24 protein-coding genes are annotated in these 24,866 nt (G+C 67.8%); 10 read left to right on the top strand and 14 right to left on the bottom strand.

All coding sequences use genetic code 11. The annotated features are described in order from the left end of the window. Positions 1 to 11: 11 nt before the first annotated feature. From WS51_RS06640 to WS51_RS06615, 6 genes are all read right to left on the bottom strand, one after another. Positions 12 to 1,595, bottom strand: a complete 1,584-nt coding sequence (locus WS51_RS06640; protein ID WP_059545644.1) for a flavin-containing monooxygenase — start codon at positions 1,593 to 1,595, stop codon at positions 12 to 14. Positions 1,596 to 1,838: 243 nt separating this feature from the next. Beyond that, positions 1,839 to 2,513 carry a lysoplasmalogenase gene (locus WS51_RS06635; protein WP_059793089.1) on the bottom strand — a complete coding sequence of 225 codons (675 nt, stop codon included), beginning with the start codon at positions 2,511 to 2,513 and terminating at the stop codon, positions 1,839 to 1,841. A gap of 275 nt (positions 2,514 to 2,788) precedes the next feature. After that, on the bottom strand, positions 2,789 to 3,769 hold the full coding sequence (locus tag WS51_RS06630; RefSeq protein ID WP_059507633.1) for a sulfonate ABC transporter substrate-binding protein: 981 nt from the start codon (positions 3,767 to 3,769) through the stop codon (positions 2,789 to 2,791). A 123-nt stretch (positions 3,770 to 3,892) separates the two neighbouring features. Continuing rightward, positions 3,893 to 4,732: a MerR family transcriptional regulator gene (locus WS51_RS06625; RefSeq protein ID WP_059451100.1), complete on the bottom strand. Its 840-nt coding sequence runs from the start codon at positions 4,730 to 4,732 to the stop codon at positions 3,893 to 3,895. 27 nt (positions 4,733 to 4,759) lie between these two features. After that, positions 4,760 to 5,305 carry a GNAT family N-acetyltransferase gene (locus WS51_RS06620; RefSeq protein ID WP_060022363.1) on the bottom strand — a complete coding sequence of 182 codons (546 nt, stop codon included), beginning with the start codon at positions 5,303 to 5,305 and terminating at the stop codon, positions 4,760 to 4,762. A 95-nt stretch (positions 5,306 to 5,400) separates the two neighbouring features. Continuing rightward, a complete protein-coding gene (locus WS51_RS06615) occupies positions 5,401 to 6,324 on the bottom strand; it encodes a LysR family transcriptional regulator (protein ID WP_069229146.1) in 924 nt (307 codons plus the stop codon). Positions 6,325 to 6,449: 125 nt separating this feature from the next. Between WS51_RS06615 and WS51_RS06610 the strand changes: the two genes are divergently transcribed. Continuing rightward, complete coding sequence (locus WS51_RS06610; RefSeq protein WP_069229145.1) at positions 6,450 to 7,448, top strand: quinone oxidoreductase family protein; 999 nt, start codon at positions 6,450 to 6,452, stop codon at positions 7,446 to 7,448. 87 nt (positions 7,449 to 7,535) lie between these two features. Here the strand turns inward: WS51_RS06610 and WS51_RS06605 are convergent, their stop codons facing one another. Continuing rightward, positions 7,536 to 9,050 carry an MDR family MFS transporter gene (locus WS51_RS06605; RefSeq protein ID WP_059798589.1) on the bottom strand — a complete coding sequence of 505 codons (1,515 nt, stop codon included), beginning with the start codon at positions 9,048 to 9,050 and terminating at the stop codon, positions 7,536 to 7,538. A gap of 228 nt (positions 9,051 to 9,278) precedes the next feature. Between WS51_RS06605 and WS51_RS06600 the strand changes: the two genes are divergently transcribed. Beyond that, positions 9,279 to 10,838 (top strand): methyl-accepting chemotaxis protein, encoded by a 1,560-nt coding sequence (locus tag WS51_RS06600; protein ID WP_059451103.1) that lies wholly within the window; start codon positions 9,279 to 9,281, stop codon positions 10,836 to 10,838. Between the two features lie 50 nt (positions 10,839 to 10,888). Here WS51_RS06600 and WS51_RS06595 read toward each other — a convergent pair whose 3' ends face one another. Both WS51_RS06595 and WS51_RS06590 read right to left on the bottom strand, forming a co-directional pair. Continuing rightward, the gene (locus WS51_RS06595) at positions 10,889 to 12,556 is read right to left on the bottom strand and encodes an ATP-binding domain-containing protein (protein ID WP_059805802.1); all 1,668 of its coding nucleotides are present in this window, start codon (positions 12,554 to 12,556) and stop codon (positions 10,889 to 10,891) included. Between the two features lie 120 nt (positions 12,557 to 12,676). Then, positions 12,677 to 13,531 (bottom strand): helix-turn-helix domain-containing protein, encoded by an 855-nt coding sequence (locus WS51_RS06590; RefSeq protein ID WP_059451105.1) that lies wholly within the window; start codon positions 13,529 to 13,531, stop codon positions 12,677 to 12,679. 533 nt (positions 13,532 to 14,064) lie between these two features. Between WS51_RS06590 and WS51_RS06585 the strand changes: the two genes are divergently transcribed. After that, positions 14,065 to 14,274 carry a hypothetical protein gene (locus tag WS51_RS06585; RefSeq protein ID WP_006759801.1) on the top strand — a complete coding sequence of 70 codons (210 nt, stop codon included), beginning with the start codon at positions 14,065 to 14,067 and terminating at the stop codon, positions 14,272 to 14,274. Between the two features lie 170 nt (positions 14,275 to 14,444). Here WS51_RS06585 and WS51_RS32810 read toward each other — a convergent pair whose 3' ends face one another. Continuing rightward, complete coding sequence (locus WS51_RS32810; RefSeq protein ID WP_069228826.1) at positions 14,445 to 14,762, bottom strand: hypothetical protein; 318 nt, start codon at positions 14,760 to 14,762, stop codon at positions 14,445 to 14,447. A 202-nt stretch (positions 14,763 to 14,964) separates the two neighbouring features. Here WS51_RS32810 and WS51_RS06575 point away from each other — a divergent pair, with 202 nt between their 5' ends. From WS51_RS06575 to WS51_RS06560, 4 genes are all read left to right on the top strand, one after another. Continuing rightward, positions 14,965 to 15,597, top strand: coding sequence for a diguanylate cyclase (locus tag WS51_RS06575; RefSeq protein WP_069228825.1), 633 nt, complete (start codon positions 14,965 to 14,967; stop codon positions 15,595 to 15,597). Positions 15,598 to 15,758: 161 nt separating this feature from the next. Then, positions 15,759 to 16,076: a co-chaperone GroES gene (locus tag WS51_RS06570; protein WP_059451108.1), complete on the top strand. Its 318-nt coding sequence runs from the start codon at positions 15,759 to 15,761 to the stop codon at positions 16,074 to 16,076. An 80-nt stretch (positions 16,077 to 16,156) separates the two neighbouring features. After that, positions 16,157 to 17,779: a chaperonin GroEL gene (gene groL / locus WS51_RS06565; RefSeq protein ID WP_059507626.1), complete on the top strand. Its 1,623-nt coding sequence runs from the start codon at positions 16,157 to 16,159 to the stop codon at positions 17,777 to 17,779. Between the two features lie 112 nt (positions 17,780 to 17,891). Continuing rightward, entirely contained in the window at positions 17,892 to 18,170 is a 279-nt protein-coding gene (locus WS51_RS06560) for a hypothetical protein (RefSeq protein WP_069228824.1), read from the top strand. Positions 18,171 to 18,197: 27 nt separating this feature from the next. On the opposite strand, the gene WS51_RS06555 is transcribed toward WS51_RS06560, so the two are convergent. Together WS51_RS06555 and WS51_RS06550 are read right to left on the bottom strand one after the other, a co-directional pair. After that, the gene (locus WS51_RS06555) at positions 18,198 to 18,716 is read right to left on the bottom strand and encodes a ferritin-like domain-containing protein (protein WP_059451111.1); all 519 of its coding nucleotides are present in this window, start codon (positions 18,714 to 18,716) and stop codon (positions 18,198 to 18,200) included. A 63-nt stretch (positions 18,717 to 18,779) separates the two neighbouring features. Continuing rightward, on the bottom strand, positions 18,780 to 19,685 hold the full coding sequence (locus WS51_RS06550; RefSeq protein ID WP_059507624.1) for a manganese catalase family protein: 906 nt from the start codon (positions 19,683 to 19,685) through the stop codon (positions 18,780 to 18,782). Positions 19,686 to 19,904: 219 nt separating this feature from the next. Here WS51_RS06550 and WS51_RS06545 point away from each other — a divergent pair, with 219 nt between their 5' ends. Together WS51_RS06545 and WS51_RS06540 are read left to right on the top strand one after the other, a co-directional pair. Beyond that, on the top strand, positions 19,905 to 20,411 hold the full coding sequence (locus tag WS51_RS06545; RefSeq protein ID WP_059507623.1) for a low affinity iron permease family protein: 507 nt from the start codon (positions 19,905 to 19,907) through the stop codon (positions 20,409 to 20,411). Positions 20,412 to 20,503: 92 nt separating this feature from the next. Continuing rightward, entirely contained in the window at positions 20,504 to 21,787 is a 1,284-nt protein-coding gene (locus WS51_RS06540) for an Nramp family divalent metal transporter (RefSeq protein WP_059774160.1), read from the top strand. 153 nt (positions 21,788 to 21,940) lie between these two features. Here the strand turns inward: WS51_RS06540 and WS51_RS06535 are convergent, their stop codons facing one another. Both WS51_RS06535 and WS51_RS06530 read right to left on the bottom strand, forming a co-directional pair. After that, positions 21,941 to 22,219, bottom strand: coding sequence for a hypothetical protein (locus WS51_RS06535; RefSeq protein WP_069228823.1), 279 nt, complete (start codon positions 22,217 to 22,219; stop codon positions 21,941 to 21,943). 399 nt (positions 22,220 to 22,618) lie between these two features. Further along, on the bottom strand, positions 22,619 to 23,266 hold the full coding sequence (locus WS51_RS06530) for a hypothetical protein (protein WP_059507620.1): 648 nt from the start codon (positions 23,264 to 23,266) through the stop codon (positions 22,619 to 22,621). A 249-nt stretch (positions 23,267 to 23,515) separates the two neighbouring features. Between WS51_RS06530 and WS51_RS06525 the strand changes: the two genes are divergently transcribed. Then, on the top strand, positions 23,516 to 24,850 hold the full coding sequence (locus WS51_RS06525; RefSeq protein ID WP_059792778.1) for an NAD(P)/FAD-dependent oxidoreductase: 1,335 nt from the start codon (positions 23,516 to 23,518) through the stop codon (positions 24,848 to 24,850). The last annotated feature ends 16 nt before the right edge of the window (positions 24,851 to 24,866 follow it).

Below are 24,866 nucleotides of genomic sequence, written 5' to 3'. Positions count from 1 at the left end.
CCTTGTCTGACTCAGGCCGCTTCGGCGGAAGTGGAAGCCGAAGCGGCGGGCGCGGCGACGGGCCGCGCGGTCGTGTCGTGGCTCGGCGAGCGATACGCGTGGTAATCGGCGATCGAGAAGTGCGCGGTCGCCTGGCGGAAGCGCCACGTGAAGCCGGGCCACAGGGTCGTGTTCTTGCCGGTGCGCGGATCGAGGTACCAGCTCTTGCAGCCGCCCGTCGACCAGATCGCCTTCTTCAGCTTGCCCTGCAACTCGCTGTTGTACTGCGCCTCGACGAGCGGGCGCACCTCGATCGCATCGGCGCGCTCGCGGCGCATCGCGTTCAGCGCGCCGAGGATGTATTCGATCTGCGACTCGATCATGAACACCATCGAGTTGTGACCGAGGCCGGTGTTCGGGCCGACGATCATGAAGAAGTTCGGGTAGCCCGGCAGCGTCGTGCCGAGATACGCGTGCGCGCCGTCGCGCCAGGCATCGACGATGTCGAGGCCGCCGCGGCCGATGATCGCGCCGCGCGGATACGGATCGGCGACCTGGAAGCCCGTGCCGTAGATCAGGCAGTCGACCTCATGACGCTTGCCGTCGGTCGTCACGACCGCGTCGGCTTCGATATGGTCGATGCCGGTCGTGATCACGTCGACGTTCTTGCGCGACAGCGCCGGGTAGTAGTCGTTCGAGATCAGCACGCGCTTGCAGCCGAGCGTGTAGTTCGGCGTGACGGCCTTGCGCAGTTCCGGATCGGGAATCTGCCTGCGGATATGGCGCAGCGCGAGCTTCTGCACGTTCTTCATCAGCGACGGATGGATCGCGAAGCCGAGCACGCGCGATTCGAGCATCCAGTAGATGCCGCTGCGCACGACTTTCTGCGTGAACGGCAGCGTGCGGAACAGCCATTTCTCGAAGCCGGTCAGGTTGCGGTCGGGCTTCGGCATGATCCACGGCGGCGTGCGCTGGAACAGCGCGAGTTCCTTCACGCGCGGGGCAATCTGCGGCACGAACTGGATCGCGCTCGCGCCGGTGCCGATCACCGCGACGCGCTTGCCTTCGAGCGCGTAGTCGTGATCCCACTGCTGCGAATGGAACGCGTGGCCCTTGAAGTCCTCGACACCGGGAATCGCCGGCAGCGCGGCGCGCGACAGCCCGCCCATCCCCGACACCAGCACGCGCGCCGACAGCCGTTTGCCGTTCGCGAACGTGAGGCGCCAGCGTTGCGCGGCTTCGTCGTATTCCGCGCGCTGCAATTCGTGGTTCAGGCGCAGGTGCGGGCCGACGCCGAAGCGCTGCACGCAATCTTCCAGATACGCGCGGATCTCCGGCTGCGGCGCGAACATGCGCGTCCAGCGCGGGTTCGGCGCGAACGAGAACGAATAGACGTGCGATTGCACATCGCACGCACACCCGGGGTAATGGTTGTCGCGCCACGTGCCGCCGACCGACGCGGCCTTCTCGAGAACGACGAAGTCGGTCACGCCGGTCTGCCGCAGGCGAATGGCCATCCCGAGACCGGCGAAGCCGGTGCCGATGATGGCGATGTCGATGGTTTCGTCCGGGCCGTCATGGCCGGGCGGGCCGAAAGGCAACGTGCGAGCATTCATCCGGGTGTCTCCGATCTGGCTCATTTTTGAATGTTACATTGCGTGATGTAACGATAGTGGGTGAACCCGGAAACCGCAAGAGGCTAGAAGCGGCGCTCTAAGGGCCGGAAGCCGCGCGGGGAAAGGCTGGGCGAGGTTTGGAACGGGTCGGTTTCCGCATTGCGGAATGCGTGGAAACGGCCGTCGGCAGGGCGGGAGAGGCGGCGGAGGAGGCCGCCGGCCCGCGACGGCTTGTTTGAAACGCTATCGGGGCCGGATCGTCCGGGCGGCCGTCTCATGGAAAACCCCGGCGACGATCGTGACCTGCGCGAGCGCGTAGAGGCCCCAGATCAGATAGTCGATGCCGGGAAAGCCGCCGAGGAAGCGCCCGACGCCGATCAGCGTGTCGGAGCCGACGAAGATCAGGCTGCCGATGGCGACCAGCGGGCCGCGCGTGCGGGCGGCGAGCGCGAAGCTTGCCATCGCGCACAGCACGAGCATGTAGATGGCGACTGGCGCGAGCAGCTCGCCGAGGTGTGGGAGGAATGCCGCGTAGAACGCCGGCGCGGCGATCCACAGGCCGATCAGCGCGAGGATGCGCCAGCCGTGCGGCCGCGCGCGCCAGCGCACGAAGATCGCGCTGTAGCACAGGTGTGTCAGCAGGAACGCGCCGAGCCCGAGGACGAACGACAGCGGCCAGTCCGGCAGCGCGAGCAGCACGTCGCCGAGCACGGCGGTGGCGAGCGCCGCGCATAGCCATGCACGTTCGCGCGGTGCCGCGCAGGTGCCGCCGGCCGCGAGCAGCAGGATGCCCATCGCGGCTTTCGCGACGGCCTGGCCGGGATAGGGAGCGGCCGCGAGCGACAGCCCGTACAGCAGCGCGGCGGCGACCGCGAGCGGCCAGAGCCGGCGATAGGTGGCTGGGAGGGTAGCGATCAAGGCGGTGTCTCCGGATTGTTGTCGTCTGCGATGGACGGCGCGCTGTCGTGAGCGCGCTGCAGACCATTATCCGGAAGAACGGGTGGGGGAAAACCGGGGAATCCTTCTAGCGCATGGTTCCGGCCGCGCATCCCGCGTGCGGGTCGACGTGTTCGCGGCGCTAGAGGGATGCGGCGATGCACGTAGCCGGCGTGCGCATACGGCGGCGGCGGAACGAGAAAAGCGGACGGGGAGGGTACCCCGGCCGCCTTGCTCGAACGAGCGCCCGCCGCGCGTTACTTGGCCGCGAGCGCGCTCGCGACGCGCTTGTCGCTCCACGCGTTGTCCGCGACGCTCAGCTTTTGCGGAATCAGCTTCGCCGCATAAAAGGCATCGGCCACGCCTTGCTGAACCGCGACGATTTTCTCGTCGACCGGCACCGCGCCGAACGGCACGCGCTTGAGCCACGTTTCGACGAGCGGCAGCGGCAGGCCGACCTTCGGCGCGATCAGCGCGGCCGTCTCGGCCGGATGCCCGTTGACCCACAGGCCCGTTTCGCGCAATTGCTTCAGGATCGTGCCGACCACGTCGGGATGCTGCTCCGCGAAGTCGCGCGTTGCCTCGTAGAAGTTGTTCGCGGGCGTGAGGCCCGTGTAGTCGGACAGCGTGCGGATCTTCAGCGAATTCTGGGCGGCCGCGTAGTACGGATCCCAGACGGCCCACGCGTCGACGTTGCCGCTCTCGAACGCGGCGCGCGCGTCGGCGGGCGGCAGGTACACGGGGCGGATCTCGTCGTAGCGCACGCCGGCCTTCTTCAGCGCCTCGAGCAGCAGGTAGTTCGCGCTCGAGCCTTTCTGCAGCGCGACCTTCTTGCCGCGCAGGTCGGCGAGCGAGCGGACCGGCGAATCGGCTTTCACGAACACGGCTTCATTGTGCGGCGACGGCGGTTCCGCGCCGACGTACACGAAGCGTACGCCGGCCGCCTGCGCGAACACCGGCGGCGGCGCGCCCGTGTAGCCGAAGTCGATGCTGTTCGCATTCAGCGCTTCGAGCAATTGCGGGCCGGCCGGGAACTCGAACCACCGGACGTCGTAGCCGAGCGGCTTGAGCCGCGCCTCGAGCGAGCCCTGCGTCTTGACGACGGACAGCAAGCCGGCCTTCTGGAAGCCGATGCGCACGACCTTGTCGGCGCTGCCCTGCGCGAGCGCGGCGGTGGCGGTGAGCGCGACGAGCGTCGTCGCGGCGGCGCGGGTGATCCAGCGGGTGAAACGAATCATCGAACGGACTCCATGCGAAACGTCTTCGGGGAGCGGCGCGTGCCGCTCGGGTGGAAGAATCGTCGCACGGGCGATCGGGCCCGCAAACGAAGCATTGCCGATATGAATATGACGCCGGCGCGCCTATGCTTTGTCGCCGTCGGCTTGCGGATCGGACGTGCCGGCCTGCCGTGCCGCTTCGTCGCTCAGCTTCTTGTCGAGGATCGTCGCGACGCGGCCGCCGAGATAGGCGCTTGCCGCCGCCTCGAGCGCGCGGTTCGTCTCGCCTTCGACGAACACGGCCGCGAGCGGGCGCAGCCGCCAGATCGCGTCGACGAGCGCGGGCACGTCGTTGACCGGCGGCAGCGTGCCCGCGTCGTAACGGTCGAGCCGCTTCACGACGAGATCGACGAGCAGCCGCGCGATCGCGTCGAAGTGCGGCCGCGCGAGGCTGATCACGTCGAGCAGTTCGCGCGGCGGGATGCCTTCCTTCGTCATCGCGGCCGCCGCCTCGAGCAGCGCGGGGCTTTTCGCGACGAACGACAGGCCGCGCCGTTCGAGCAGGCCGAGTTCGGTCACGCGCGACAGTTGCGATGCCGTCTGCGGGCCGAACATCTGCGCGAGCGCGGCGAGCGAATAGGTTTTCGGCAGTTCGTGCGACCAGCGGCCGCCGATCGCGTTTTCCAGGCCGAGGATCGAGCGCAGGTCGTGACCTTCGTCGATCGCCTTGATCAGGTCCTGGATGTTCGACAGCGTATAGCCGCGCGCGAGCAGGTGGTTGATCAGCTTCAGGCGCGCGACGTGCGTGTCGTCGTAGATGCCGACGCGCCCGCGCTTCTCGGGCGGCGCGAGCAGGCCGCGATCCTGGTATGCGCGGACGTTGCGCACGGTCGTGTCGGACACGCGTGCGAGTTCGTCGACCGTGTACTCGTTGCGGGAATCCGCCGCGGCCTCGTCTGGCATGGTTGGAGTCTGTTTTGGCATGCGGCCATTCTAGCGCGACGCGACAGGCTAGGGCGAGGCGGGCAGCGTGCGTGCGCCGTCGCCGAGCGCGCGCTGCATCAGCGCGGTATCGATCCAGCGGCCGTGCTTGAAACCGACCGCCTTGAGCACACCCGCCGGCTCGAAACCGAATGCGCTGTGCAGCGAAGTCGAGCCGCCGGTGCCGCCGTCGGCGATCACCGCGATCATCTGCCGCCACGGGCCGGCCTCGCAACGCGCGATCAGCGCCGCGAGGAGCGCGCGGCCGATGCCGCGGCCGCGCTGCGCGTCGTCGATGTAGATCGAATCCTCGATCGTGTGACGGTACGCCGTGCGTGTGCGATACGGCGTCGCGTACGCGTAGCCGGCGATGCGGCCGTCGCATTCGGCGACGAGATAAGGGAGCCCGTGGCGCAGCACCGCGTCGCGGCGGGCCCGCAGCTCGTCGACGTCGGGCGGCGTCTCTTCGAACGACGCGACGCTGTGGCGCACGTGGTGCGCGTAGATCGCGTGAATGGCGGCGAGATCGGCATCGGTCGCGTCGCGGACGACGACGCAGGCGGGGGCGGCGGACATGGTGGCGGAGCGATCGGACGAAACCGCTACTATGCCCGCCGCGACGCGGCGCCGTAAAGGCATGGATCGCGTCGCGCGCTCGGCAGGAGCCGGGCCTACAAATGCCCGTCTGCTTCGCGAACCGCGTCGGCGATTGCGTCCGCGACGCGCTGCACGCGCGGCGAGCGCCGCACGTCCGGGTGGACGACGAGCCAGATCTCGCGTTCGACATCGCAACGGGGCACGGACGTCAACTCGACGAGCGCGGCGGCACCCGGAAGCGACGGGTCGCTGGGAAGCGGCGGCGTGCCCGCGCCCGCGTCCGCATCCGTCGCCGACGTGTCGACGAGAAAGCGCGGCAGCAACGCGACGCCCGCGCCGGCCATGCACGCACGATGCAGCGCGGCCAGGTCGTTGGCGATGAACGCGAAGCGGCGCCCGGCCGCGAAGCGTTCGAGCCATTGCTGCTGCGGCATTTGCGCGAGCGCGTCGTCGTAGCCGAGAAATGCCCAGGTGTCGGGCGGCGCGGCGGCCCAGTCGGGCGACGCGCACAGCGCGAAGCGCATCGTGCCGAGCCGGCGCGCGGCCAGCCCCGGCTCGGACGGCCGCGACAGGCGCACCGCGAGGTCCGCTTCGCGCGCGTACAGGTTGGCCGCCTGCATCTCGCCCATCAGGTCGATCCGCAGCGCGGGCCACGCACGCAGCGCGCGGGCGAGCCGCGGCGCGAGGAAGTGGCTCGCGAATACCGGCGACGCCGACACGCGCACGACGCCATCGAGCGCCGCCGCTCCCTGCGCGGCGCGCGCAAACGCGTGCACGTCGGCTTCGACGCGGGCGGCATGCTCGGCGAGATGCAGGCCTTCGTCGGTCGGTGGCCAGCCGCGCGGCAGCCGGTCGAACAGCCGGATGCCGAGCGCGGACTCCAGCGCATCGATGCGCCGGGCGACCGTCGAATGCTGGACCTGCAGCGCTCGCGCGGCGGCCGACAGGCTGCCGCCGCGCATCACCGCCAGGAAATAGCGCAGGTCGTCCCAGCTCATCGGCGGCGCGGATGTCGGCAGCGGATCGGTCGAATTTTGCACAGTAATTGGGCGGGAAACGGGAATTCCGATCGATTATGCACGATGGGATGATCGTGTCACACCATTCGATTGCGAGGAACGTCATGACCCAAACTGCCACCGCCACCCGAATCGGCATCGACCGCTACGGCGACGCCGGCGTGCTGCGCCGCGTCGATGCGACCGTCGCACCGCCCGGCGCTGGCGAGGTGCGGATTCGCCAGACCGCCGTCGGCGTGAACTTCGTCGACATCTATTTCAGGACCGGCGCGCATCCGTTGCCGGCACTGCCGGACGCGCTCGGTGTCGAGGCGGCCGGCGTGGTCGATGCGGTCGGGGCCGGCGTGACGGGGCTGGTCCCGGGGCAGCGCGTCGCCTATGCGGGGCTGCCGACCGGCAGCTACGCGAGCGTGCGCACGCTGCCTGCCGAGCGCGTGGTGCCCGTGCCCGACGGCGTGAGCGACGACGCAGTCGCGGGCGGGCTGCTGAAAGGCATTACCGTCTACATGCTGCTGCACCGCGTGCGTCAGGTGCATGCGGGCGACACCGTGCTCGTGCACGCGGCGGCGGGCGGTGTCGGATTGCTCGCGACGCAGTGGGCGCGCGCGCTCGGTGCGCGGGTGATCGGCACGGTCGGTTCGGCCGCGAAGGCCGCCCTGGTGCGCGCGCGAGGCGCGGAGGCGGTGATCGACTATCGCGAGGCGGATTTCGTCGCGGCGGCCCGCGCGTTCGGCGGCGGCGCGGGTGTCGACTATGCGATCGACGGAATCGGCGGCGAGGTGCTCACGCGTACGCTCGGCGCGGTCCGGCCATTCGGGATGGTCGCGAGCATCGGGCAGGTTGCCGCGATCGGCGCCCGGCAGACGTTCGACCTCGACGAACTGGGTCCGGCCCGCTCGATTGCGCTGGCGCGGCCGAGCGTGCTGGGCTTCATCGCGCGGGACGTGGCGGGGTACCGGGACGCGGCGCGCGCGACGCTCGAACGGCTCGCTGGCGGGATGCACGTCGAAATCGGCGCGCGCGTGCCGCTCGAGCAGGCGGCCGACGCGCATCGTCTGCTGGAATCGCGACAGACGACGGGCGCGGTGGTGCTGGTGCCGTGACGGCGGACCGTGCGTCGGGAACGGCCGTTTCGCGGCGCCTGGCGGGGGCCAGGCGGCGCGGCCACGATGCCGCCGCCCGCCCGCCGATCAGTGATGCTTGCGCAGCGGCGTGCTCTCGACGAACCACGCAAGCACGAACGCGATCGCGATCACGCCGGCGGCCGCGAGATACACGACGTGCAGCGACCCGGCGAACGCATGCAGATACGCGTCGCGCACCGCATCGGGCAATTGGTGGACGGCCGCCGGGCCGAGCGCCGGGGGCAGCTCCGTGCCGGCCGGCAGTGCCTGCGTGAGCCGCGCCTGCAGCCCGTGCGAGAACAGCGCGCCGAACGCCGCGACGCCGAGCGAGCCGCCGATCGAGCGAAACAACGTCACGCCCGACGTCGCGACGCCCATGTGGCGGAATTCGACCGTGTTCTGCACGGCGAGCGTGAGCACCGGCATCACCATGCCGAGCCCGATCCCGAGCAGCGCCATGTACGCGTACATCGTCCGCAGCGGCGTGTCGAGCGACAGCGTCGACAGCAGTGCCATCGCGATGCCGCCGATCAGCGTCCCCGCGATCGGAAACGGCCGATACGTGCCGAACCGCGAGATCAGCCGCCCGCTCGCGACCGACATCGCCAGCATCCCGCCCATCATCGGCAGCAGCTGCATGCCGGCCTGCGACGGCGTCGAGCCCTTCACGACCTGCAGATAGAGCGGAATGAAGGTGACCGAACCGAACAGCGCGATGCCGACGACGAAGCCGATCAGGCTCATCAGCACGAAGGTGCGCTGGCGGAACAGGTCGAGCGGCATGATCGGCTCGGCCGCGAGCCGTTCCTCGTAGATGAAGCCGCCGATCGCTACCACGCCGAGCACCAGCGTCATCCACAGCTGCGGTGACGACCACGGCAGCAGCGAACCGCCTTCGCTCGTGAACAGGATCACGCACGTGAGGGCCGTCGCGAGGAACGCGGCGCCCATGTAGTCGATCCGGTGCTTCACGTGCGCCGTGTGCGGCCGGAACGCGATGCCGATCACTGCGAGGGCGACGAAACCGAGCGGCAGGTTGATCGTGAAGATCCAGCGCCACGACAGGTGTTCGACCAGGAAGCCGCCGAGCAGCGGCCCGATGATCGTCGCGAGGCCGTATACGCCGCCGAACATGCCCTGATAACGCGCGCGGCGGTCGGGCGGCACGAGATCGCCGATAGCCGCCATCGTGACGACCATCAGCCCGCCGCCGCCGAGGCCTTGCAGCGCGCGCAGCACGATCAGTTGCGTCATGTCCTGCGCGACGCCGCACAGCGCGGAGCCTGCGAGAAACAGCACGATCGCGGCCTGCAGCACGATCTTGCGGCCGTACAGGTCGCCGAGCTTGCCGTACAGCGGCAGCACGACCGTCGACGACAGCAGGTACGCGGTGACGACCCACGACAGCTGGTCGAGGCCGCCGAGCTCGCCGACGATGGTGGGCAGCGCGGTCGACACGATCGTCTGGTCGAGCGCGGACAACAGCATGACGAGCAGCAGTGCGGCGACGATCAGCCCGGTCGGCGCGTCGCGGCGGGCCGCGTCGGCGGCCGGTGGGGTAACGAGGGTATCGGTTCTCATCGATATATCTGCCATGGCAGGAAACTGACCGAAATATAGAATCGATTGATTGCCTGGTCAATTTCTGCCGCATCTGGAATTGTTGCAGCGGTAACAGAAGATTGCGGGCGGGAAAATTGATCGCGATCAGCCCGGCAAAGGGCAGGGCTCAAGTTTTTTGCAGGCAAACCGTAATCCAGAGTGCCGCGGACCGATTGCCGCGGCACTTTTTTCCGCTCACGTCCCGTCATGAACCTGAACGCCCTGTTTTCCCGCTTCTCGATCCGCACGCGGATTTTTTCCACGCTCGGCCTCGTCGCCGCGCTGCTCGTCGTCTCGGGCCTGATCGGCCTGACCGGCATGCAGAGCTCGAACCGTGCGCTCGACGAGGCCTATACGCGCCAGCTGGCCGCGAAGACCGCGCTGTCCGCCGCGAGCCTGAACCTGACGATCGTGCGCACCACACTCGATCGCGCGCTGCTGCATCCCGAGGCGCCGGAAGTGCCCGATCTCGTCACCAAGGCCGAAAACTATCTCGCGAAGGCAGACGCCGCGTGGCGCACCTACGCGGCGATGCCGCACGACGGCGACGAAGGCCCGCTCGCGACGCGGCTCGACGCCGCGCGCCAGGCGCTGATCGGACAGGCGTTGAAGCCGCTGATCGACGCGATCCGTGCCGGACATCGCGACGATGCCGACCGGCTGCTGATGACGGTCGCGCCGCCGCTGTCGGTCGCGCTCACGCAGGCGACCGATGCACTCGACGCGTACCAGGCCGCGCGCGGCAAGGAGGTCTACGACACCGCGCAGACGTATTACGGCTGGATGCGCGCGGGCGCGATCGCCGGCATTGCGTTCGGTCTCGCCGCGTGCCTCGGCTGCGCGATCGGCCTGCATTTCGCGATCACGCAGCCGGTGAACCGTCTGCTGTCGCATTTCCGCCGCCTGTCGGACGGCGACCTGACGTCGGAAGTGCGCTGGTCGTCGCGCGACGAGATGGCCGAGCTGGTCAAGGGCGTGACGGGCATGCAGCGCAGCCTCGCCGATACGGTGCGCCAGGTCACGCAGGGCTCCGAAGCGATCTCCACGGCCACGCACCAGATCGCGGCCGGCAACACCGACCTGTCGCAGCGCACCGAGGAGCAGGCGTCCGCATTGCAGCAGACGGCCGCGAGCATGGAACAGCTGACGGCGACCGTGAAGCAGAACGCCGATCACGCGGTGGAGGCGCAGGCGTGCGCGGACGACGCGAGCCAGATCGCGACGCGCGGCGCGGCGGTCGTCGGCGAAGTGATCGGCACGATGAACGAGATCGACCAGAGCTCGCAGAAGGTGGCCGACATCATCGGCACGATCGAGGGCATCGCGTTCCAGACGAACATCCTGGCGCTGAATGCGGCGGTCGAAGCCGCGCGCGCGGGCGAGCAGGGTCGCGGTTTCGCCGTGGTCGCGGGTGAAGTGCGCACGCTCGCGCAGCGCTCGGCGTCGGCCGCGAAGGAGATCCGCACGCTGATCGGCGAATCGGTCGAGCGCGTCGCGACGGGTTCGCGGCTGGTCGGCGTGGCCGGCGCGACGATGCAGGACATCCAGCAGGCGATCGGCCGCGTGACGGGCATCATGACCGAGATCGCGGCCGCGTCGAACGAGCAGCGCGACGGGATCGAGCAGGTGAACCGCGCGGTGTCGCAGATGGACCAGGTGTCGCAGCAGAACGCGGCGCTGGTCGAGCAGGCGGCGGCCGCCGCCGCTTCGCTCGAGGAGCAGGCCGACGGGCTGCGCCGGGCGGTGGGCGCGTTTCGCGTCGCGTGACGTGCGGCGGGCGGGGCGCTCGGGTGCGCGCCCGCCGGCCGAGCGTCGCGTCAGCCGTTCGTGAGCTGCGCGGCCGAGCGCGCCGACGCGACGAGCAGCAGCTTCATCGTCGCGCGCGTCGCGCCGACGAACAGCTTGCGGGCCGCGCGCGCATCGAGCGTGTCGAAATCGATCTCGGTGAGGATCACGCACGGTGCGGACTGCCCCTTGAAGCGATAGATCGAATCGAGCAGCACGTCGCCTTCGCGATATTCAGGGTTGCCGAACAGATCGTATTTGCCCGTGAAGCGCTTGACCCGATGCGGGCCGAGCTGGTCGAGCCGCGCGAGCGCCGAGCTTTCGCGTCCGCGATACGAAAGCACCGCGATGTCCTGCTTGCGGAAGCCGAGCGACAGCGCGTGTGTGATCGCGCGCTTGGTCGCATCGATGCACGCGTCGGCGAGCGCGTCGCCCGATGCGCCGTCTTCCCCGTATGACGACACCGACGGATCGGAACCGTCGAACGGGCTGCCGGAACGCAGCTCGGCCGCGAGCGGCTCGACGCGGCCGACGACGTCGCGCACGAAATCGAGCAGGTCGCGCGGGCTGCGGTAATTCGTCAGCGCCTTCAGCGTGACCCAGCCGGGCAGCGCGACGGGCTCGCGCAGATAAAGGTTCTGCAGTGGATCTTCCAGCCACCACCATGCACCGTCCGGCGCCAGCAGGCGCTCCAGCGCGGCCGCCCACGGCGCGTGGAAATCCTGTCCTTCGTCGACGATCAGCACATCGAAGCGCCAGCGTTCCGGAACCGGCGTTTCCGCGAAACGCGCCTCGAGCCGCTCGAACGCGCCGGGCACGTCGAAGTCGGGCGTATAGCCGCCGTCGCGGGCCACCCAGTCGCACAGCTGATGGTAGTTCGCGATCTTCGCGCCGGGCGGCGCGATGCGCGCGATGTAGTCGGCGAGCGGCCGGTTGAAGCACACGTAAAGCACGCGCTTGCCGGCCGCGACCGCGTCGCGCATCGCCTGCACGGCAAGCTGGGTCTTGCCCGAACCCGCGGTGCCCGTCACGCGCAAGCGGAACGGCGTGAACTCGAGCTGGCGCGCCCACGCGGCGAGCCCGCCCGACAGCCGCGTGACGAGCGTGCCGGCCTGCCCGACGAGCGCGCTCGTGTCGGGCGTGAGCGCGAGTTCGTCCGCGAGGAAATGATGCAGCTTCGCTGCGTTCGGCAACGGCTCGTCATGCTCGGGCAGGATCTGCAGGATCACCTGCGCGAGTTGCGCCTTGCGCGATGCGTCGACGATGCGGTCGGCCGCGACGCCGGCGATCGCCGTCTCGCGGATCGAGTAGTCGGGGCAGTACAGCAGCGCCTCGACGCCGTAGACGCCCGCGCCGAGCGCGGCGGTCAGGCGCCGGTGCAGCGTCTCCTGCGTGCGCGCGAGCTGGATCGGGACGTTGCGCTCCTTCTGCAGGTACACCTTCACGAGCCCCTTCGGCGTTTCGCGCAGGAAGCCGGCCTTCTGCTCGATCAGCAGCACGCGACCGGCCGGGCTCACGACGACGAACGCCGCTTCGCCGAACACCGAGAAGCCCTGGTCCGCACGCGTCCAGTGCACGCCGTGATAGACGGTGTAGCCGTCCGGCAACGCGTGTTCGAGGGCCGCGAGCGTCTCGCGCTCGCGTTCGGCCGCACCGGTGGCGGCGAGGCTTTTCCAGTCGTCGGGAATGAGGCGGGCCATGAAGTCGGGCGGCGCAGGCCGTCGTGAACGAGGTTCGGCCATTGTACCGAGGAACCTGTTCACGGCCGCCGTGCGGCCGGCGCGCCGGCCATGCGAAGGCGCGGCGCGTGCGTGCGGAAATTACCCGCGTGCGAGCCGCTTCGCGAGATCGGCGCTGAGGATCGCCATGCGTGCGGGTTTTTCGTAGCAGACGACGTCGAACGCGCGGATCACTTCGCTGATGTCCGCTTCGCTCGCGCGGCCCGTGAGCAGGTCGCCCGTCAGCACGAAGATCGGCGCGCCCGGATTGTCGGACGTGCGCACCGCCTTGATCGCGGTGGCGGCCGTGCTGTCGTCGAACAGCCATTCGGTGACCACCGCGTCGAACGCCTGGCCCTGCAGCGCGTCGACGAACGGCGTGAGGCCGTCGAATGCGGCGGTCGCGAAACCCTGCCGCTCGAGATAGCGGCACAGCTCGGTCGCACTGACGCGATCCGGATCGATTACCGCGACGACGAGCTTGTCGCTTTCCGCGCGGCGCGGATAGATCTCGATCTTGTGCACGTCGTACGCGTTCTGGTACAGCACGCCCGTATGGCGCAGCACGCGCCAGCGGCCGTTCTGCTCGTACGCGACGAATTCGGGGCGCGCACCGGCTTCGAGCGGCGCGCCGATCCAGGCGGTGCATGGAATCTCGGCGACACCGGCGTACAGGACGGCCTCCTGCGAATAGGCGCCGACCATGCCGGGGTCGAGCGTCTGCGCGCCGAACAATTGAGCGGCCGGCTCGCCGTACGCTTCGGCGACCTTCTTGATTTGCGCGAGCGTCCAGGGGCTGCTGCCGCGCAGTTTGCGGTGACCCTGCGAAAAGCTCAGGTCGAGGATGCGGCACAGCTCGGTGGTTTGCTGGCGCTTGCCGATGCCGTTGCGAGTCATCAACTCGCGCACGCGCTCGGCAACCGCGAGGGAATCCGTGGTGATTGCTTCAGTGGTCATGCTACGGGAACGGATCGTGACGTTCAGAACGACGCCTTGCGGCAGTCTCGGCGGACAGTCTCGACGACGTCCAGGGGGCGAGCCGACCGGCCACGCGCGGAAAAGATAACTTTACCGCAAAACGACGGCCATTCCATGTCGCGAAAGGTGCGTTTCTGTGAAAGGTGTGTCACGACGTTACGCCCGCTGCGGCGGCGTGTGCGGCGCGCCGCCGGCCCGTTCGCAACCTTCAGGCGCGGATCGTGCCGGGCGGGGGCGCGATTGCTCGTCGGGCGGCACGTAATTGCGCCGCGATGCCGACGAAATGCACCACGGCAGGGCGCATTCGGCGTTGGGGGCGCGGCATCGTGTCGCCGTGGCGGCGACAAATTTTTACAGGACGTCGTGCGCCGGGCCCGCAAAGCCGCATCCTGTAGTGGATCGTCTGGACGGTTTACTCTAATAAAACCGATGCTGCCCCGTTTCGGCAGCGGGTGTGAATGCGCCGGACGCCCATGCTACGATTTCCCCCGTCTCAAAATAGTGTTGAAGCAATGCAGAAGAAATTTGTGATGCGCGGGTACGAGATGAACTGCGAGCCGCGCGTGACGGAAGACGGCAAATATGCCGCGCAGGTCGAGGTCACGAAGCTGGGTTTCAGCCGCGAGGCGGCATTCCGCAAGCTGGGCGAATTCGATACCGAAGCCGAAGCCGTCGCCTATGCGAAAAAATTCTCCGAGGAGTGGCTGAGCCGCTACGCATAGCGCGTAGTCTGCCCGTGCAATGCAGGCAGCGGCCGGCACGTGCACGCACGCCGACGCGTGCCGGGATGCCGCGCCGACGGCGTCGTTCCGGTCCGCAACGTTTTCCTCCATACGTGCCGCATGCGGGCTCACCGCACGCGGCACGCGATGTTGTTTGAGTTGCCGCGGCGTCAGGTTTGCGGCTGCGCGCCCTGCATTGCGTCCGCCGCCACTGCCACCAACGACGGTGGCGCGGCCTGCGCTTCGTCGGAGTCACGGCTGCGCTGGCGCGGATCCGCACGCGTGCGCCCGCGGCTGCCTGAACCGAACGCATCGAGCAGCGTGCGCCCTCGCGGCGTCAGATGCACGCGGCGATGTCCGTCCGCGCGATGTTCCAGCATGATCAATTGCCGCTCGAGCAGCGCGTCGATTTCGGCACGGGTCGTGTCAAGCTGATCCGGCGCATGACGGATCAGCATCAAGGTCGCGAATTCGTGTGGACTCAGCATGGTCGTCTCTCATGGTCAATGCATCGGGCACACGGCAACACCACGCGCGACGAACCGGTGCGCGATCGTGCCGCGGCCGGCGTGGGCGATAACGCATCGAAACACGCAGCGCGCGAATCGCGGCTGCGTTGAGCGACACCTAAAATAGGTCAGGCGATGCAAATTTCAAGGGGCCATTCGACACGCGACGAATGGAGGTTTCATGGATCTTTTCGACTTCGTGAACGAGCAGATGGAAGCCGTTCGGCTGCCGCTCTATGCGGTGACGGTGACGGCCGCCGCACGCGCCAATACGCCGTTGATCGCGATCCTGCACTGGCACGGCTTTCTGCGTGAAACACCGCTGGCGCTGCCCGGCGTCGCGTTGGCGCGGCGGCCGGTTCCCGGCAGCGCAATCCAGTTCGCGCTGCCGTGGCATGCGCTCGAGTCCATCGACGAAACGCTGCTGGATGCCGCATGGCGGCTCGGCGCGTGGGAGCTGGAGCGCGTCGAGCGGCGCGGCTGCAACACGATCGGCGCGTCGGCCGGCGAAGCGCTTGCGTGCCGCCAGGCATTCGGCGACTACGACGGCGGCCCGTCTGCAGGCTGTCATCTGGTCGACGGCGCACCGGATCGTGATGAGCTGATGCGCCTGGCCGCCCGCAACGGGTACGCAAGATGGCTGTTTCGCCCGGTCAAGGGCGGGCTCTTGCGCATGCTCGACGAGCGCGACGACACGCTCGACGCCGATGGCGGCCGGCAGCCGCCGTGTCCCGTTTTGCCGCGGCCGGCCCGGCACCGTACGGCGCGCACGCTTTACCGTCTAGGCGCCATTCGCGGCATCCTGATGCGCTGAAACATTTTGTTACAAACGCGTTTTCTTCTGCCCCTTGAAGCGCGCATCGGCGCCACTATTTCGCTTTTCGCCAAACGATGGCACGGCCGCGCAGCCGCCTCGCAAGTGCCTGCGCCGCCGGATTCCCTTATTCAGGTGATCTTATCGCTCAGGAGATGAAAATGCAGATTCGTCCCCTCTACGACCGGGTTATCGTCAAGCGAATCGAACAGCAGCGGACGACAGCCTCCGGCATCGTGATCCCGGACTCCGCCGCGGAAAAGCCCGAACAGGGCGAAGTCATCGCGGTCGGCAGCGGCCGGCTGCTCCAGGACGGCTCTCAGCGCCCGCTGCAGCTCAAGGTCGGCGACCAGGTTCTCTTCGGCAAGTATGCAGGCCAGACCGTCAAGGTGGACGGCGAGGAACTGCTCGTGATGCGCGAAGAGGACGTCATGGGCGTACTCGAACCCGAATCGCAGCCCGCCAGGAAGGCGGCCTGACATCCGATTCGACCGCGCGGCACCGGCGTGGGCCGGTGGGCGCGGAATTCCGTTCAACGACTTCATCCGGAGCAATCGAAATGGCTGCAAAAGACGTGAAATTCAGCGACGGCGCGCGTAGCCGGATCGTCAAGGGCGTGAACGTCCTGGCCGATGCCGTGAAGGTGACGCTCGGGCCGAAGGGCCGCAACGTGGTGATCGAGCGCAGCTTCGGCGCGCCCGTCATCACCAAGGACGGCGTGTCCGTCGCGAAGGAAATCGAGCTGAAGGAGCGCTTCGAGAACATGGGCGCGCAGATCGTCAAGCAGGTCGCGTCGAAAACCGCCGACGTGGCCGGCGACGGTACGACGACGGCCACCGTGCTCGCGCAGGCGATCGTGCAGGAAGGCATGAAGCATGTCGCGGCCGGCATGAATCCGATGGACCTGAAGCGCGGCATCGACAAGGCCGTCGGCGCGGTGCTCGACGAACTGCGCAAGCTGTCGCGACCGATCTCGACCCACAAGGAAATCGCGCAGGTCGGTGCCATTTCCGCGAACTCGGACGACGCGATCGGCAAGATCATCGCCGACGCGATGGAGAAGGTCGGCAAGGAAGGCGTGATCACGGTCGAGGACGGCAAGTCGCTCGACAACGAACTCGACGTGGTCGAAGGCATGCAGTTCGATCGCGGCTACGTGAGCCCGTACTTCATCAACGATCCTGACAAGCAGGCCGCGTATCTCGACGACGCGCTGATCCTGCTGCACGACAAGAAGATCTCGAGCATTCGCGACCTGCTGCCGATTCTCGAGGCGGCGTCGAAGGCCGGCAAGCCGCTCCTGATCATCGCGGAAGATGTGGAGGGCGAAGCGCTCGCGACGCTCGTCGTGAACGCGATGCGCGGGATCCTGAAGGTCGCCGCCGTCAAGGCTCCGGGCTTCGGCGACCGGCGCAAGGCGATGCTCGAGGACATCGCGATCCTGACGGGCGCGACGGTCATTTCCGAAGAAACCGGCAAGCAGCTCGACAAGGCCACGCTTGACGATCTCGGCCGCGCGAAACGCGTCGAGGTTCGCAAGGACGACACGATCATCATCGACGGCGCGGGCGACGCGGCACGCATCGACGCACGCGTGAAGTCGATTCGCGTGCAGATCGATGAAGCGACGAGCGACTACGATCGCGAGAAGCTGCAGGAACGCGTCGCGAAACTCGCGGGCGGTGTCGCGGTGATCAAGGTCGGCGCGGTTACCGAAGTCGAAATGAAGGAAAAGAAAGACCGTGTCGACGATGCGCTGCATGCGACGCGCGCGGCGGTCGAGGAAGGGATCGTGCCCGGCGGCGGGGTCGCGTTGCTGCGCGCACGCGCGGCGTTGTCTGGCCTCAAGGGGGCGAACGCCGACCAGGACGCCGGCATCCGGATCGTGCTGCGCGCGCTCGAGGCGCCGCTGCGCGTGATCGTGTCGAACGCCGGGGAAGAGCCGTCGGTCGTGATCGCGAAGGTGCTCGAAGGCAAAGGCAACTTCGGCTACAACGCGGCGACCGGCGAGTACGGCGATCTCGTCGAGGCCGGCGTGGTCGACCCGACCAAGGTCACGCGTACCGCGCTGCAGAACGCCGCATCGATCGCGGGCCTCGTGCTGACGACGGATGCGACCATCGCCGAAGCGCCGAAGGAAGAAAGCGCCGCGCCGGCGGCGTCGCCGGAACTCGGCTACTGATCCGCACCGCAGGCGACGCCTGCGACGATCGATCCGCCGCTGGCCGGAGCGGCACTGTGCGGCGCGCGCGACAGTGGGGACGCGCGCGCCGTTTTTTTCGTGGCGATAGATCATGAAACTCGAACTGCTGATCGATTCCAGGCCGCTGGAGATCGAGATCGACGACGTGGTGGCCGGGCTGCTCGCGGCGCGGCTCGGGCTCGGGCCGGACGGCGACCATCGCGACGCGATCGCCCGTTACCTCGGCGAAGCAGCGGCGCCGTGGACGCTCGACGACGACCATATGCGCAGGCGCGTGATGCGCCGGCTGATTCTCGATGTCGCCGATCCGGCGCTCGTGATCCAGTATCTGATGGACGATCAACCCGATTCCTGCGATGCAGGCGCGTGACGCGTGCCCGCGTCGCAGGAGGCGCGGCTATCGCTTCGCCGGCGCGTCGGCCTGGTCGCGCGCGAGATAGGTGCGCACCACGCCCGCCATGTTGTGCTCCAGCCATGCGGCCATCGCCTGTTCCTCGGGCAGGATCCGCTCGCAGATTTCCATCGTCTCGCGGTCGCCGACGAATCGCGCGGCCTCGATCAGGTTGCGATACGCGGCGATCTCGAAGTGCTCGAACGTGTAGCCGGCCATCGCGCCCTTGACGATCTCGTCGGTCGCGAACGCGCCGGCCAGGCCCTGCACCCATGCCATCGTCTTCGCGCCGACGTCCTTCATCGTCGACACCGAGCCGCCGCGCCGCTCGATGCACGTGCGCAGCAACCGGGCCTGTTCGCGCGTTTCCTCTATGTGTTGCTCGATGCGCCGCTTCAGATCCGGGTAGTGATCGATCCGGCCGGCCATCGACGTGAGCATCGTCTCGGCCTGTTCCTCCATCGCGTGCGCGTCGCGCAGCCAGTCCATCAGGTGTTCATCGCCTGCAGTCGTATCAACGGTCATTGCGTTCTCCATTCGGGGGCGAAAAGGCGCCGGGCACCGCGAACGGGCACCCGGCGGTAACGTTCATGCGCGATCCGGCTTGCCGGCGGCGCCGTCCTGCGGGACCGGCGAGCCGCTGCCGAGCTCGGCGCCGGTCACCGGATCGCTGTCCGGATCCGATGCGAGCCGCTGCGCCATCGCGTCGATCGCGTCCGCCTGGCGTTGCTCCAGCATGCCTTCCGGAATGCCCGTCCCGCCGTCGACGGCCGGCTCGGCCGGACGGATCTCGAGGTCGCCGCCGTGGTTCCACGGGCCCACCAGCGGTTGCGCGTCCGGCTGCATCCGGAAATACACGCGGTCATAAGGCTCGACCGGCGCAAGCTTGCCCGGCGGGAAGTTGTCGGTGATCGCGTACAGCGCCTTCTCGAACGACTTCTGGTGCGACACCTCGCGCGTCATCAGGAAACCGAGCGCGTCGCGGATGCCCGGATCGTCGGTCACGTTGATAAGCCGCTCGTAGATGATCTTCGCGCGCGCTTCGGCCGCGATGTTCGAGCGCAGGTCGGCCGTCGGTTCGCCGATCGTATCGATGTACGCGGCCGACCACGGCACGCCGCCCGAATTCATGAGCGGCGAACCGGCGCCGTACAGCAGCTGCGTCACGTGGCTGTCGTTGCCCGCGCCGTGCAGCTTGCGATAGAGCTCGGCCTGTTCGTCGACCGCTTCGGCGAGTTCGCCCTTCGCGCCGCGGTTCAGCATGGCGACCAGCGAGCCGATCACTTCCAGGTGGCTCAGCTCCTCGGTCGCGATGTCGAACAGCATGTCCTTGCGGCCCGGATCTTCCTCGGTAATCGCCTGCGTGAAGTAGCGCATCGCGGCGGCGAGTTCGCCCTGCGGTCCGCCGAACTGTTCGAGCAGCAGGTTGGCGAGCCCGGGGTTCGGTGCGTCGACCCGCACCGTGTATTGAAGCCTCGTGTTGTGAATGAACATGGAATCTCCATAGAAGAGGTCGCGCGACGTTCGCGCTGTCGAACCAGCACGAAGCGATCCCGCACGCCGCAGCCGGCGTCGCGCACGCTTCGATTGCCCGGGCACGCGCGATGCTCGGCGCTCCGGGCGGCACGTTCGGGGGTTGCGCCGTCCGGCGACGCAAGCCGCGTGCGTCGGCCAGCCAAGGGCGCCGCGACGACTTTCGATTTCGGAGACGACATGCAGATGGACAATGATTCACGTGGCGGGGAGCCGGGGCGGCAAGGTGCCGGTTCGGCCGAAGCGAACCCGGACGGGCATCCGGTGACGCGGGCATTCGAACGGTTCGCGTCGGGCGTGACCGCATGGGCCGGCTCGCCCGTCGCGTTCGGCTCGGCGGTGGCGATCACGGTCTTGTGGCTCGCGTGCGGGCCGATCTTTCACTACTCGGATGCGTGGCAGCTCGTGATCAATACCGGCACGACGATCGTCACCTTCCTGATGGTGTTCCTGCTGCAGCGTAATCAGAACCGCGACAGCGTCGCGCTGCATCTGAAACTCGACGAACTCGTCGCGGCGACGCGCTCCGCGAGCGATCAGCTGATCGGCATCGAGGATGCGTCGGAGGAAGAACTGCGCCGTCTTGCAAAGGCGTATCTCGAACTCGCGAAGCGCGCGGCCATCGACGGCCGCGCGGCGGCATGCGACGAACCCGACGCGGCGGACGAGCCGAGCGGCGTCTCGTGACCGGCGGCACACGCTGCCGGCCTTACAAACGGTTGTCATTTGGATTGCATCGGCCGTGCCGCGCGCGACGCCGATCTTTCGACGGAGGGCGGATGGCGACGCTCGACAGGAACGCGCTGACGGAGCGCACCGCGACCGGCATGCGGGACGTGTTCGCCGGTAGAAGACGCGCGCCGCGCGCGGCGCTGCTGTTCGCGGGACCGGCGATCATCGCGTCGGTCGCGTACATGGATCCCGGCAATTTCGCGACCAACATCCGCGCCGGCGCGCAGTTCGGTTACACGCTGCTGTGGGTCGTGTTGTTGGCGAACGTCATTGCGATGCTGTTCCAGGCGCTGTCGGCGAAACTCGGCATCGCGACCGGCCGCAACCTGGCGGAACTCTGCCGCATGCATTTTCCGCCGCCGGTGGTCGTCGGCATGTGGGCCGCGAGCGAGCTGGCCGCGATGGCGACCGAACTCGCGGAATTTCTCGGCGGCGCGATCGCGCTCGCGCTGCTGTTCAAGCTGCCGACGCTCGCCGGGATGGGCGTGATGGCCGTCGTGACCTACGGCATTCTGCTGGCCGACCGCAACGGCTTCCGGCCGATGGAGATCGCGATCGGCGTGCTCGTCGGCGTGATCGGCCTGTGCTACCTCGCAGAGATGTTCATCGCGCCCGTCGCGTGGGCCGAGGTCGGGCTGCACGCGGTCGTGCCAGGGTGGCCGCGCGGCGAGGCGCTGACGATCTCCGTCGGCATCGTCGGCGCGACGATCATGCCGCATGCGCTGTATCTGCATTCCGGGCTCACGCAGCGACGCGTGGCGGGGCTCGATACGGAACAGCGCCGGATGATGGTGCGTTTTTCCAATTGGGAAGTCGTTGTTGCATTGTCCGTTGCCGGCGCCGTCAACATGGCGATGGTCGTGATGGCGAGCGCGGCGTTTCACGCCGGCTATCGCGACGTCGCCGAAATCGCCACTGCGTACCGGACGCTGACGCCGTTGCTCGGCGCGGCCGCGGCCACCTGCTTCCTCGTGTCGTTGATGAGCGCCGGCATATCGAGCTCCGTCGTCGGCACGATGGCCGGGCAGATGATCATGGAGGGCTTCGTCGGCTTCCGGATTCCGGTGTGGCTGCGCCGGCTCGTCACGATGGTGCCGGCGTTCTTCGTCATCGGGCTCGGCGTCGATTCCACGCAGGCGCTCGTGATCAGCCAGGTCGTCTTGTCGTTCGTGTTACCGGTGCCGATGCTTGCGCTGGTTTACTTCACCGGACGCCGGGACATCATGGGCACGTTCGCGAACGGACGCGCGACGCGCTGGGCCGCCATCGGCTCGATGGCCGTCATTTGTATGCTGAATATCATCTTGCTTGCGCGGCAATTGTCGCAGTGATGGCGTAATTTCGCGCTAACCGAATAACGGTTTGGGAAATTCGAATAACGGGGTGGAAAATATTGCGTGCTGAAAATCGGGAGATAAGTCTTTTTTACCGCGGTATGTGAAAAACAATGAAGCAGGCCCGCATTGGTCGGCGGGCCCGTTCATTCACCGCGCTTTCAGCATTTCATCGGCGAGGCGATACGCGCCGAGCGCGCGTTTGGATTCGTAGTCGGCGATCGCCGATACGTTACGGCCGGCGTCTCGCGACAGCAGCCCCTGCAGCGCCGCCGCAGCGAAGAAATCGCGCAGCGCGGGCATCGGCTGCTCCGATTCCGGCGGGGCCGCGACCACGGGGTCCGGCTTCCAGAAGACCGGCGATGGCGGGGCGGCCTTGTGTACCGAGGCGTTTTTTTTGGCGCTCACATCCTGGGACAACGACATCATTTCTTCCCCTTCGATCAGGTGTCAGTTGGCGAAGCTGGATAGGTCCTCGTATACACGGAGAGCAGCTTGGTTTTTTATGTCTTGAGAAGTACTAACGACAGATCGACGCGAATATTCGCCGGTAATGCTCAATCCGTCAAAGAAAAAAATTAATTCCGGCATTTCTGGCGGTGAGCATGATTTGTTCCCGGGCAGGATGAGAGCGCAGTGCTCACGTATAAATCGATATCGATGGTATGTCGGTGCGCGTGACGTTGCAGTGACGCGCGCAAATGTGCGATGGCGCACTGAACGCAGGCCGGTTTTCGAGGTGAGTAAGCATCGGCGATTGAATGGCGCGCCGGCGTATTACGCTCGCATTACCGCGACCATTCGTTCATCGCCGCGCATTCGCCGGCGTTATGCCGGCATGTACGTGAACGGTTCGCCGTCTTCGCGCTCGACGGACAGCAGCCGCTTCAATTGATCGAGCGCGAACAACTGCTTGCCGTCCGCCGCCGCTTCGTCGATCGCGGCATCCACGAGTTTTCTCGCTCGCGCGAGAATCACCGAACGCTGACGCGCGATCTCGAGCACCATGCGCTGCTCGATGTTCTGGCGCGTCGATTGCCTGTCGCTGAGATGACGCCAGCGGTCACGAAGCTCCGCCCACGTAACGCGCTGAAATTCCGGAATCGCGCGGGGGAGCGTGCCGGCTTCAGCGGGCGCCGGCTGCGCACGCAATGCACAGCGCAGTGCTTCGCGGGCGCGCCATTCGTCGGAAAACGGCGCATATACGTCGCGCGTGCGGCCGATCGGATTCGCGCGTTCGACCTCCTTGTCCAGCAGATAGCCGAGCCGCCGCAGCGCGGAGCCATGCGCGAGCATGTCCGGATCGAGCACGCGGATCCGGCGCGACGCATCCGCGACGTGCGCCTTCAGCTCCCAGAGCGTCAGGCGAAGATGCTGGACTTCCAGTATCAGGCGCTGGACGTCCGCGTAAGTGCACTTCGTCCACCATTCGGTGAGGTCGTTCAGCTTCGGGGGATCGAATGGGGGGAGGATCATTTTGACTGCGGCGACACTGTATGGATATACAGTTTAGCGCGCGGTAACATAGCGCCGTCAAGGCGAAAAAATGGGGACGGCCGATCGGCAAAAACGACCGGCGACGCGGCCGCGGCCGGGCCGTTCGTCGATCGTCCGTACGTTCGCGCGCCCCGCAGCCCGACCGCATGATTCCGCGCATGCCATCGCGAACGCCGATGGCGGCGCCCGACGTATCGACGCCCGACGTATCGACGCCAACAGAGAACAATGACGACTACCTATCCGCTGCATGACGCATTGACGCACGCCAACACGGCGTTCCCGGCCGAAGCCGACATCGTGATCGCCGGCGCCGGCATCATGGGTTGTGCGGCCGCCTATTACCTTGGCTTGCGCGGCCTGAAGGCGGTCGTGCTCGACAAGTCGCGCATCGCCGGCCAGCAATCGACGCGCGCCTGGGGCTTCGTGCGGCAGCAGGGCCGCGAGTCCGCCGAAGTGCCGCTGATGATGGCCGGCATGCGAATCTGGGAAGGGCTCGAGCAGGCGCTCGGCTTCAATCTCGAATGGCGGCAGGGCGGTTGCCTGTATATGGCGGACAACGAAGAAGACTGGGCGTCGTTCCAGGCATGGCTCGCCGTTGCACGCGAACACGGGCTCGACACGCGCACGCTGACCCGTGCGGAAATCGACGCGCGCGTGACGGGCCTGTCGGCGCAGGCGCGCACGCTCGGCGGGCTGTTTACGGCGACCGACGGGCAGGCCGAGCCGCGCCGCGTGGCCGCCGCGTTCGCGGCACGTGCGGCCGAAGCCGGCGCGCGTTTCTTCGAAGGCTGCGGCGTGACGGCGATCGAGACGGCCGGCGGCGCGGTCGTCGGCGTCGTGACCGAGCGCGGCACGATCCGCACGCGGCGCGTGATCTGCGCGGCCGGCGCGACCAGCTTCCGGCTGCTCGACGGCATCGGCATCCGGCTGCCGCAGCAGGCCGTGCGCGGCACCTGCATGCGCACCAACGTGCTGCCCGACGTGTCCGCGTCGACGATCTGGGGCCACGGCCTCGGCATTCGGCAACGCAGGAACGGCGCGATCAATCTCGCCGACGACATGCAGGTCGACGTCGACCTGACGCTCGGCCACCTGCGCGGCTTGAGCCTGTTCTGGCCGGAGTTCTGGTCGCAGCGCGAGAAGTTCCGGCTGCATCTGAATGCGGCGGCGTGGCGCGATGTCTGCGCGCGCATCGCCGGTGGAGGCGGCGCGATCGAGCCGCGCGATCCGCAGCCGCAGCCGAATCGCGCGCATGCGCCGCGCGCGCTCGCGAAGCTGAAGGCGATCTTCCCCGCGCTGAAGGACGCGCAGATCGTCGAAGCCTGGGCCGGCCTGATCGACGTGCTGCCCGACGGGATTCCGGTGATCGACGCGCCCGGAACGCCGTCCGGGCTCGCGATCGCGACGGGCTTTTGCGGGCACGGCTTCGCGATGGGTCCGATCGTCGGGCGGTTGCTGTCCGAGTGGGTCGATACGGGCGAGCCGTCGCTCGACCTGTCGGCGTTCCGTGCACGGCGTTTCGTCGACGGGACGATGGTGCGGCCGCGCAGCATGCTGTAGCGGCGTACCCGCGTGT

This window comes from Burkholderia territorii, from assembly GCF_001718335.1.
Lineage (GTDB): Bacteria > Pseudomonadota > Gammaproteobacteria > Burkholderiales > Burkholderiaceae > Burkholderia > Burkholderia territorii.
This window is presented reverse-complemented; position numbering and strand designations above follow the sequence as displayed.

Bases quoted from the DNA above. Each gene is read 5' to 3' on its own strand.
- WS51_RS06530 (WP_059507620.1), bottom strand. From the start codon at position 23,266: ATGATCCTCCCCCCATTCGATCCCCCGAAGCTGAACGACCTCACCGAA.
- WS51_RS06570 (WP_059451108.1), top strand. From the start codon at position 15,759: ATGCAGATTCGTCCCCTCTACGACCGGGTTATCGTCAAGCGAATCGAA.
- WS51_RS06545 (WP_059507623.1), top strand. From the start codon at position 19,905: ATGCAGATGGACAATGATTCACGTGGCGGGGAGCCGGGGCGGCAAGGT.
- WS51_RS06585 (WP_006759801.1), top strand. From the start codon at position 14,065: ATGCAGAAGAAATTTGTGATGCGCGGGTACGAGATGAACTGCGAGCCG.
- WS51_RS06615 (WP_069229146.1), bottom strand. From the start codon at position 6,324: ATGAGCTGGGACGACCTGCGCTATTTCCTGGCGGTGATGCGCGGCGGC.
- WS51_RS32810 (WP_069228826.1), bottom strand. From the start codon at position 14,762: ATGCTGAGTCCACACGAATTCGCGACCTTGATGCTGATCCGTCATGCG.
- WS51_RS06540 (WP_059774160.1), top strand. From the start codon at position 20,504: ATGGCGACGCTCGACAGGAACGCGCTGACGGAGCGCACCGCGACCGGC.
- WS51_RS06555 (WP_059451111.1), bottom strand. From the start codon at position 18,716: ATGACCGTTGATACGACTGCAGGCGATGAACACCTGATGGACTGGCTG.
- WS51_RS06590 (WP_059451105.1), bottom strand. From the start codon at position 13,531: ATGACCACTGAAGCAATCACCACGGATTCCCTCGCGGTTGCCGAGCGC.
- WS51_RS06575 (WP_069228825.1), top strand. From the start codon at position 14,965: ATGGATCTTTTCGACTTCGTGAACGAGCAGATGGAAGCCGTTCGGCTG.
- WS51_RS06630 (WP_059507633.1), bottom strand. From the start codon at position 3,769: ATGATTCGTTTCACCCGCTGGATCACCCGCGCCGCCGCGACGACGCTC.
- WS51_RS06610 (WP_069229145.1), top strand. From the start codon at position 6,450: ATGACCCAAACTGCCACCGCCACCCGAATCGGCATCGACCGCTACGGC.
- WS51_RS06525 (WP_059792778.1), top strand. From the start codon at position 23,516: ATGACGACTACCTATCCGCTGCATGACGCATTGACGCACGCCAACACG.
- WS51_RS06600 (WP_059451103.1), top strand. From the start codon at position 9,279: ATGAACCTGAACGCCCTGTTTTCCCGCTTCTCGATCCGCACGCGGATT.
- WS51_RS06620 (WP_060022363.1), bottom strand. From the start codon at position 5,305: ATGTCCGCCGCCCCCGCCTGCGTCGTCGTCCGCGACGCGACCGATGCC.
- WS51_RS06550 (WP_059507624.1), bottom strand. From the start codon at position 19,685: ATGTTCATTCACAACACGAGGCTTCAATACACGGTGCGGGTCGACGCA.
- WS51_RS06640 (WP_059545644.1), bottom strand. From the start codon at position 1,595: ATGAATGCTCGCACGTTGCCTTTCGGCCCGCCCGGCCATGACGGCCCG.
- WS51_RS06625 (WP_059451100.1), bottom strand. From the start codon at position 4,732: ATGCCAAAACAGACTCCAACCATGCCAGACGAGGCCGCGGCGGATTCC.
- WS51_RS06605 (WP_059798589.1), bottom strand. From the start codon at position 9,050: ATGAGAACCGATACCCTCGTTACCCCACCGGCCGCCGACGCGGCCCGC.
- WS51_RS06535 (WP_069228823.1), bottom strand. From the start codon at position 22,219: ATGATGTCGTTGTCCCAGGATGTGAGCGCCAAAAAAAACGCCTCGGTA.
- WS51_RS06595 (WP_059805802.1), bottom strand. From the start codon at position 12,556: ATGGCCCGCCTCATTCCCGACGACTGGAAAAGCCTCGCCGCCACCGGT.
- WS51_RS06560 (WP_069228824.1), top strand. From the start codon at position 17,892: ATGAAACTCGAACTGCTGATCGATTCCAGGCCGCTGGAGATCGAGATC.
- groL (WP_059507626.1), top strand. From the start codon at position 16,157: ATGGCTGCAAAAGACGTGAAATTCAGCGACGGCGCGCGTAGCCGGATC.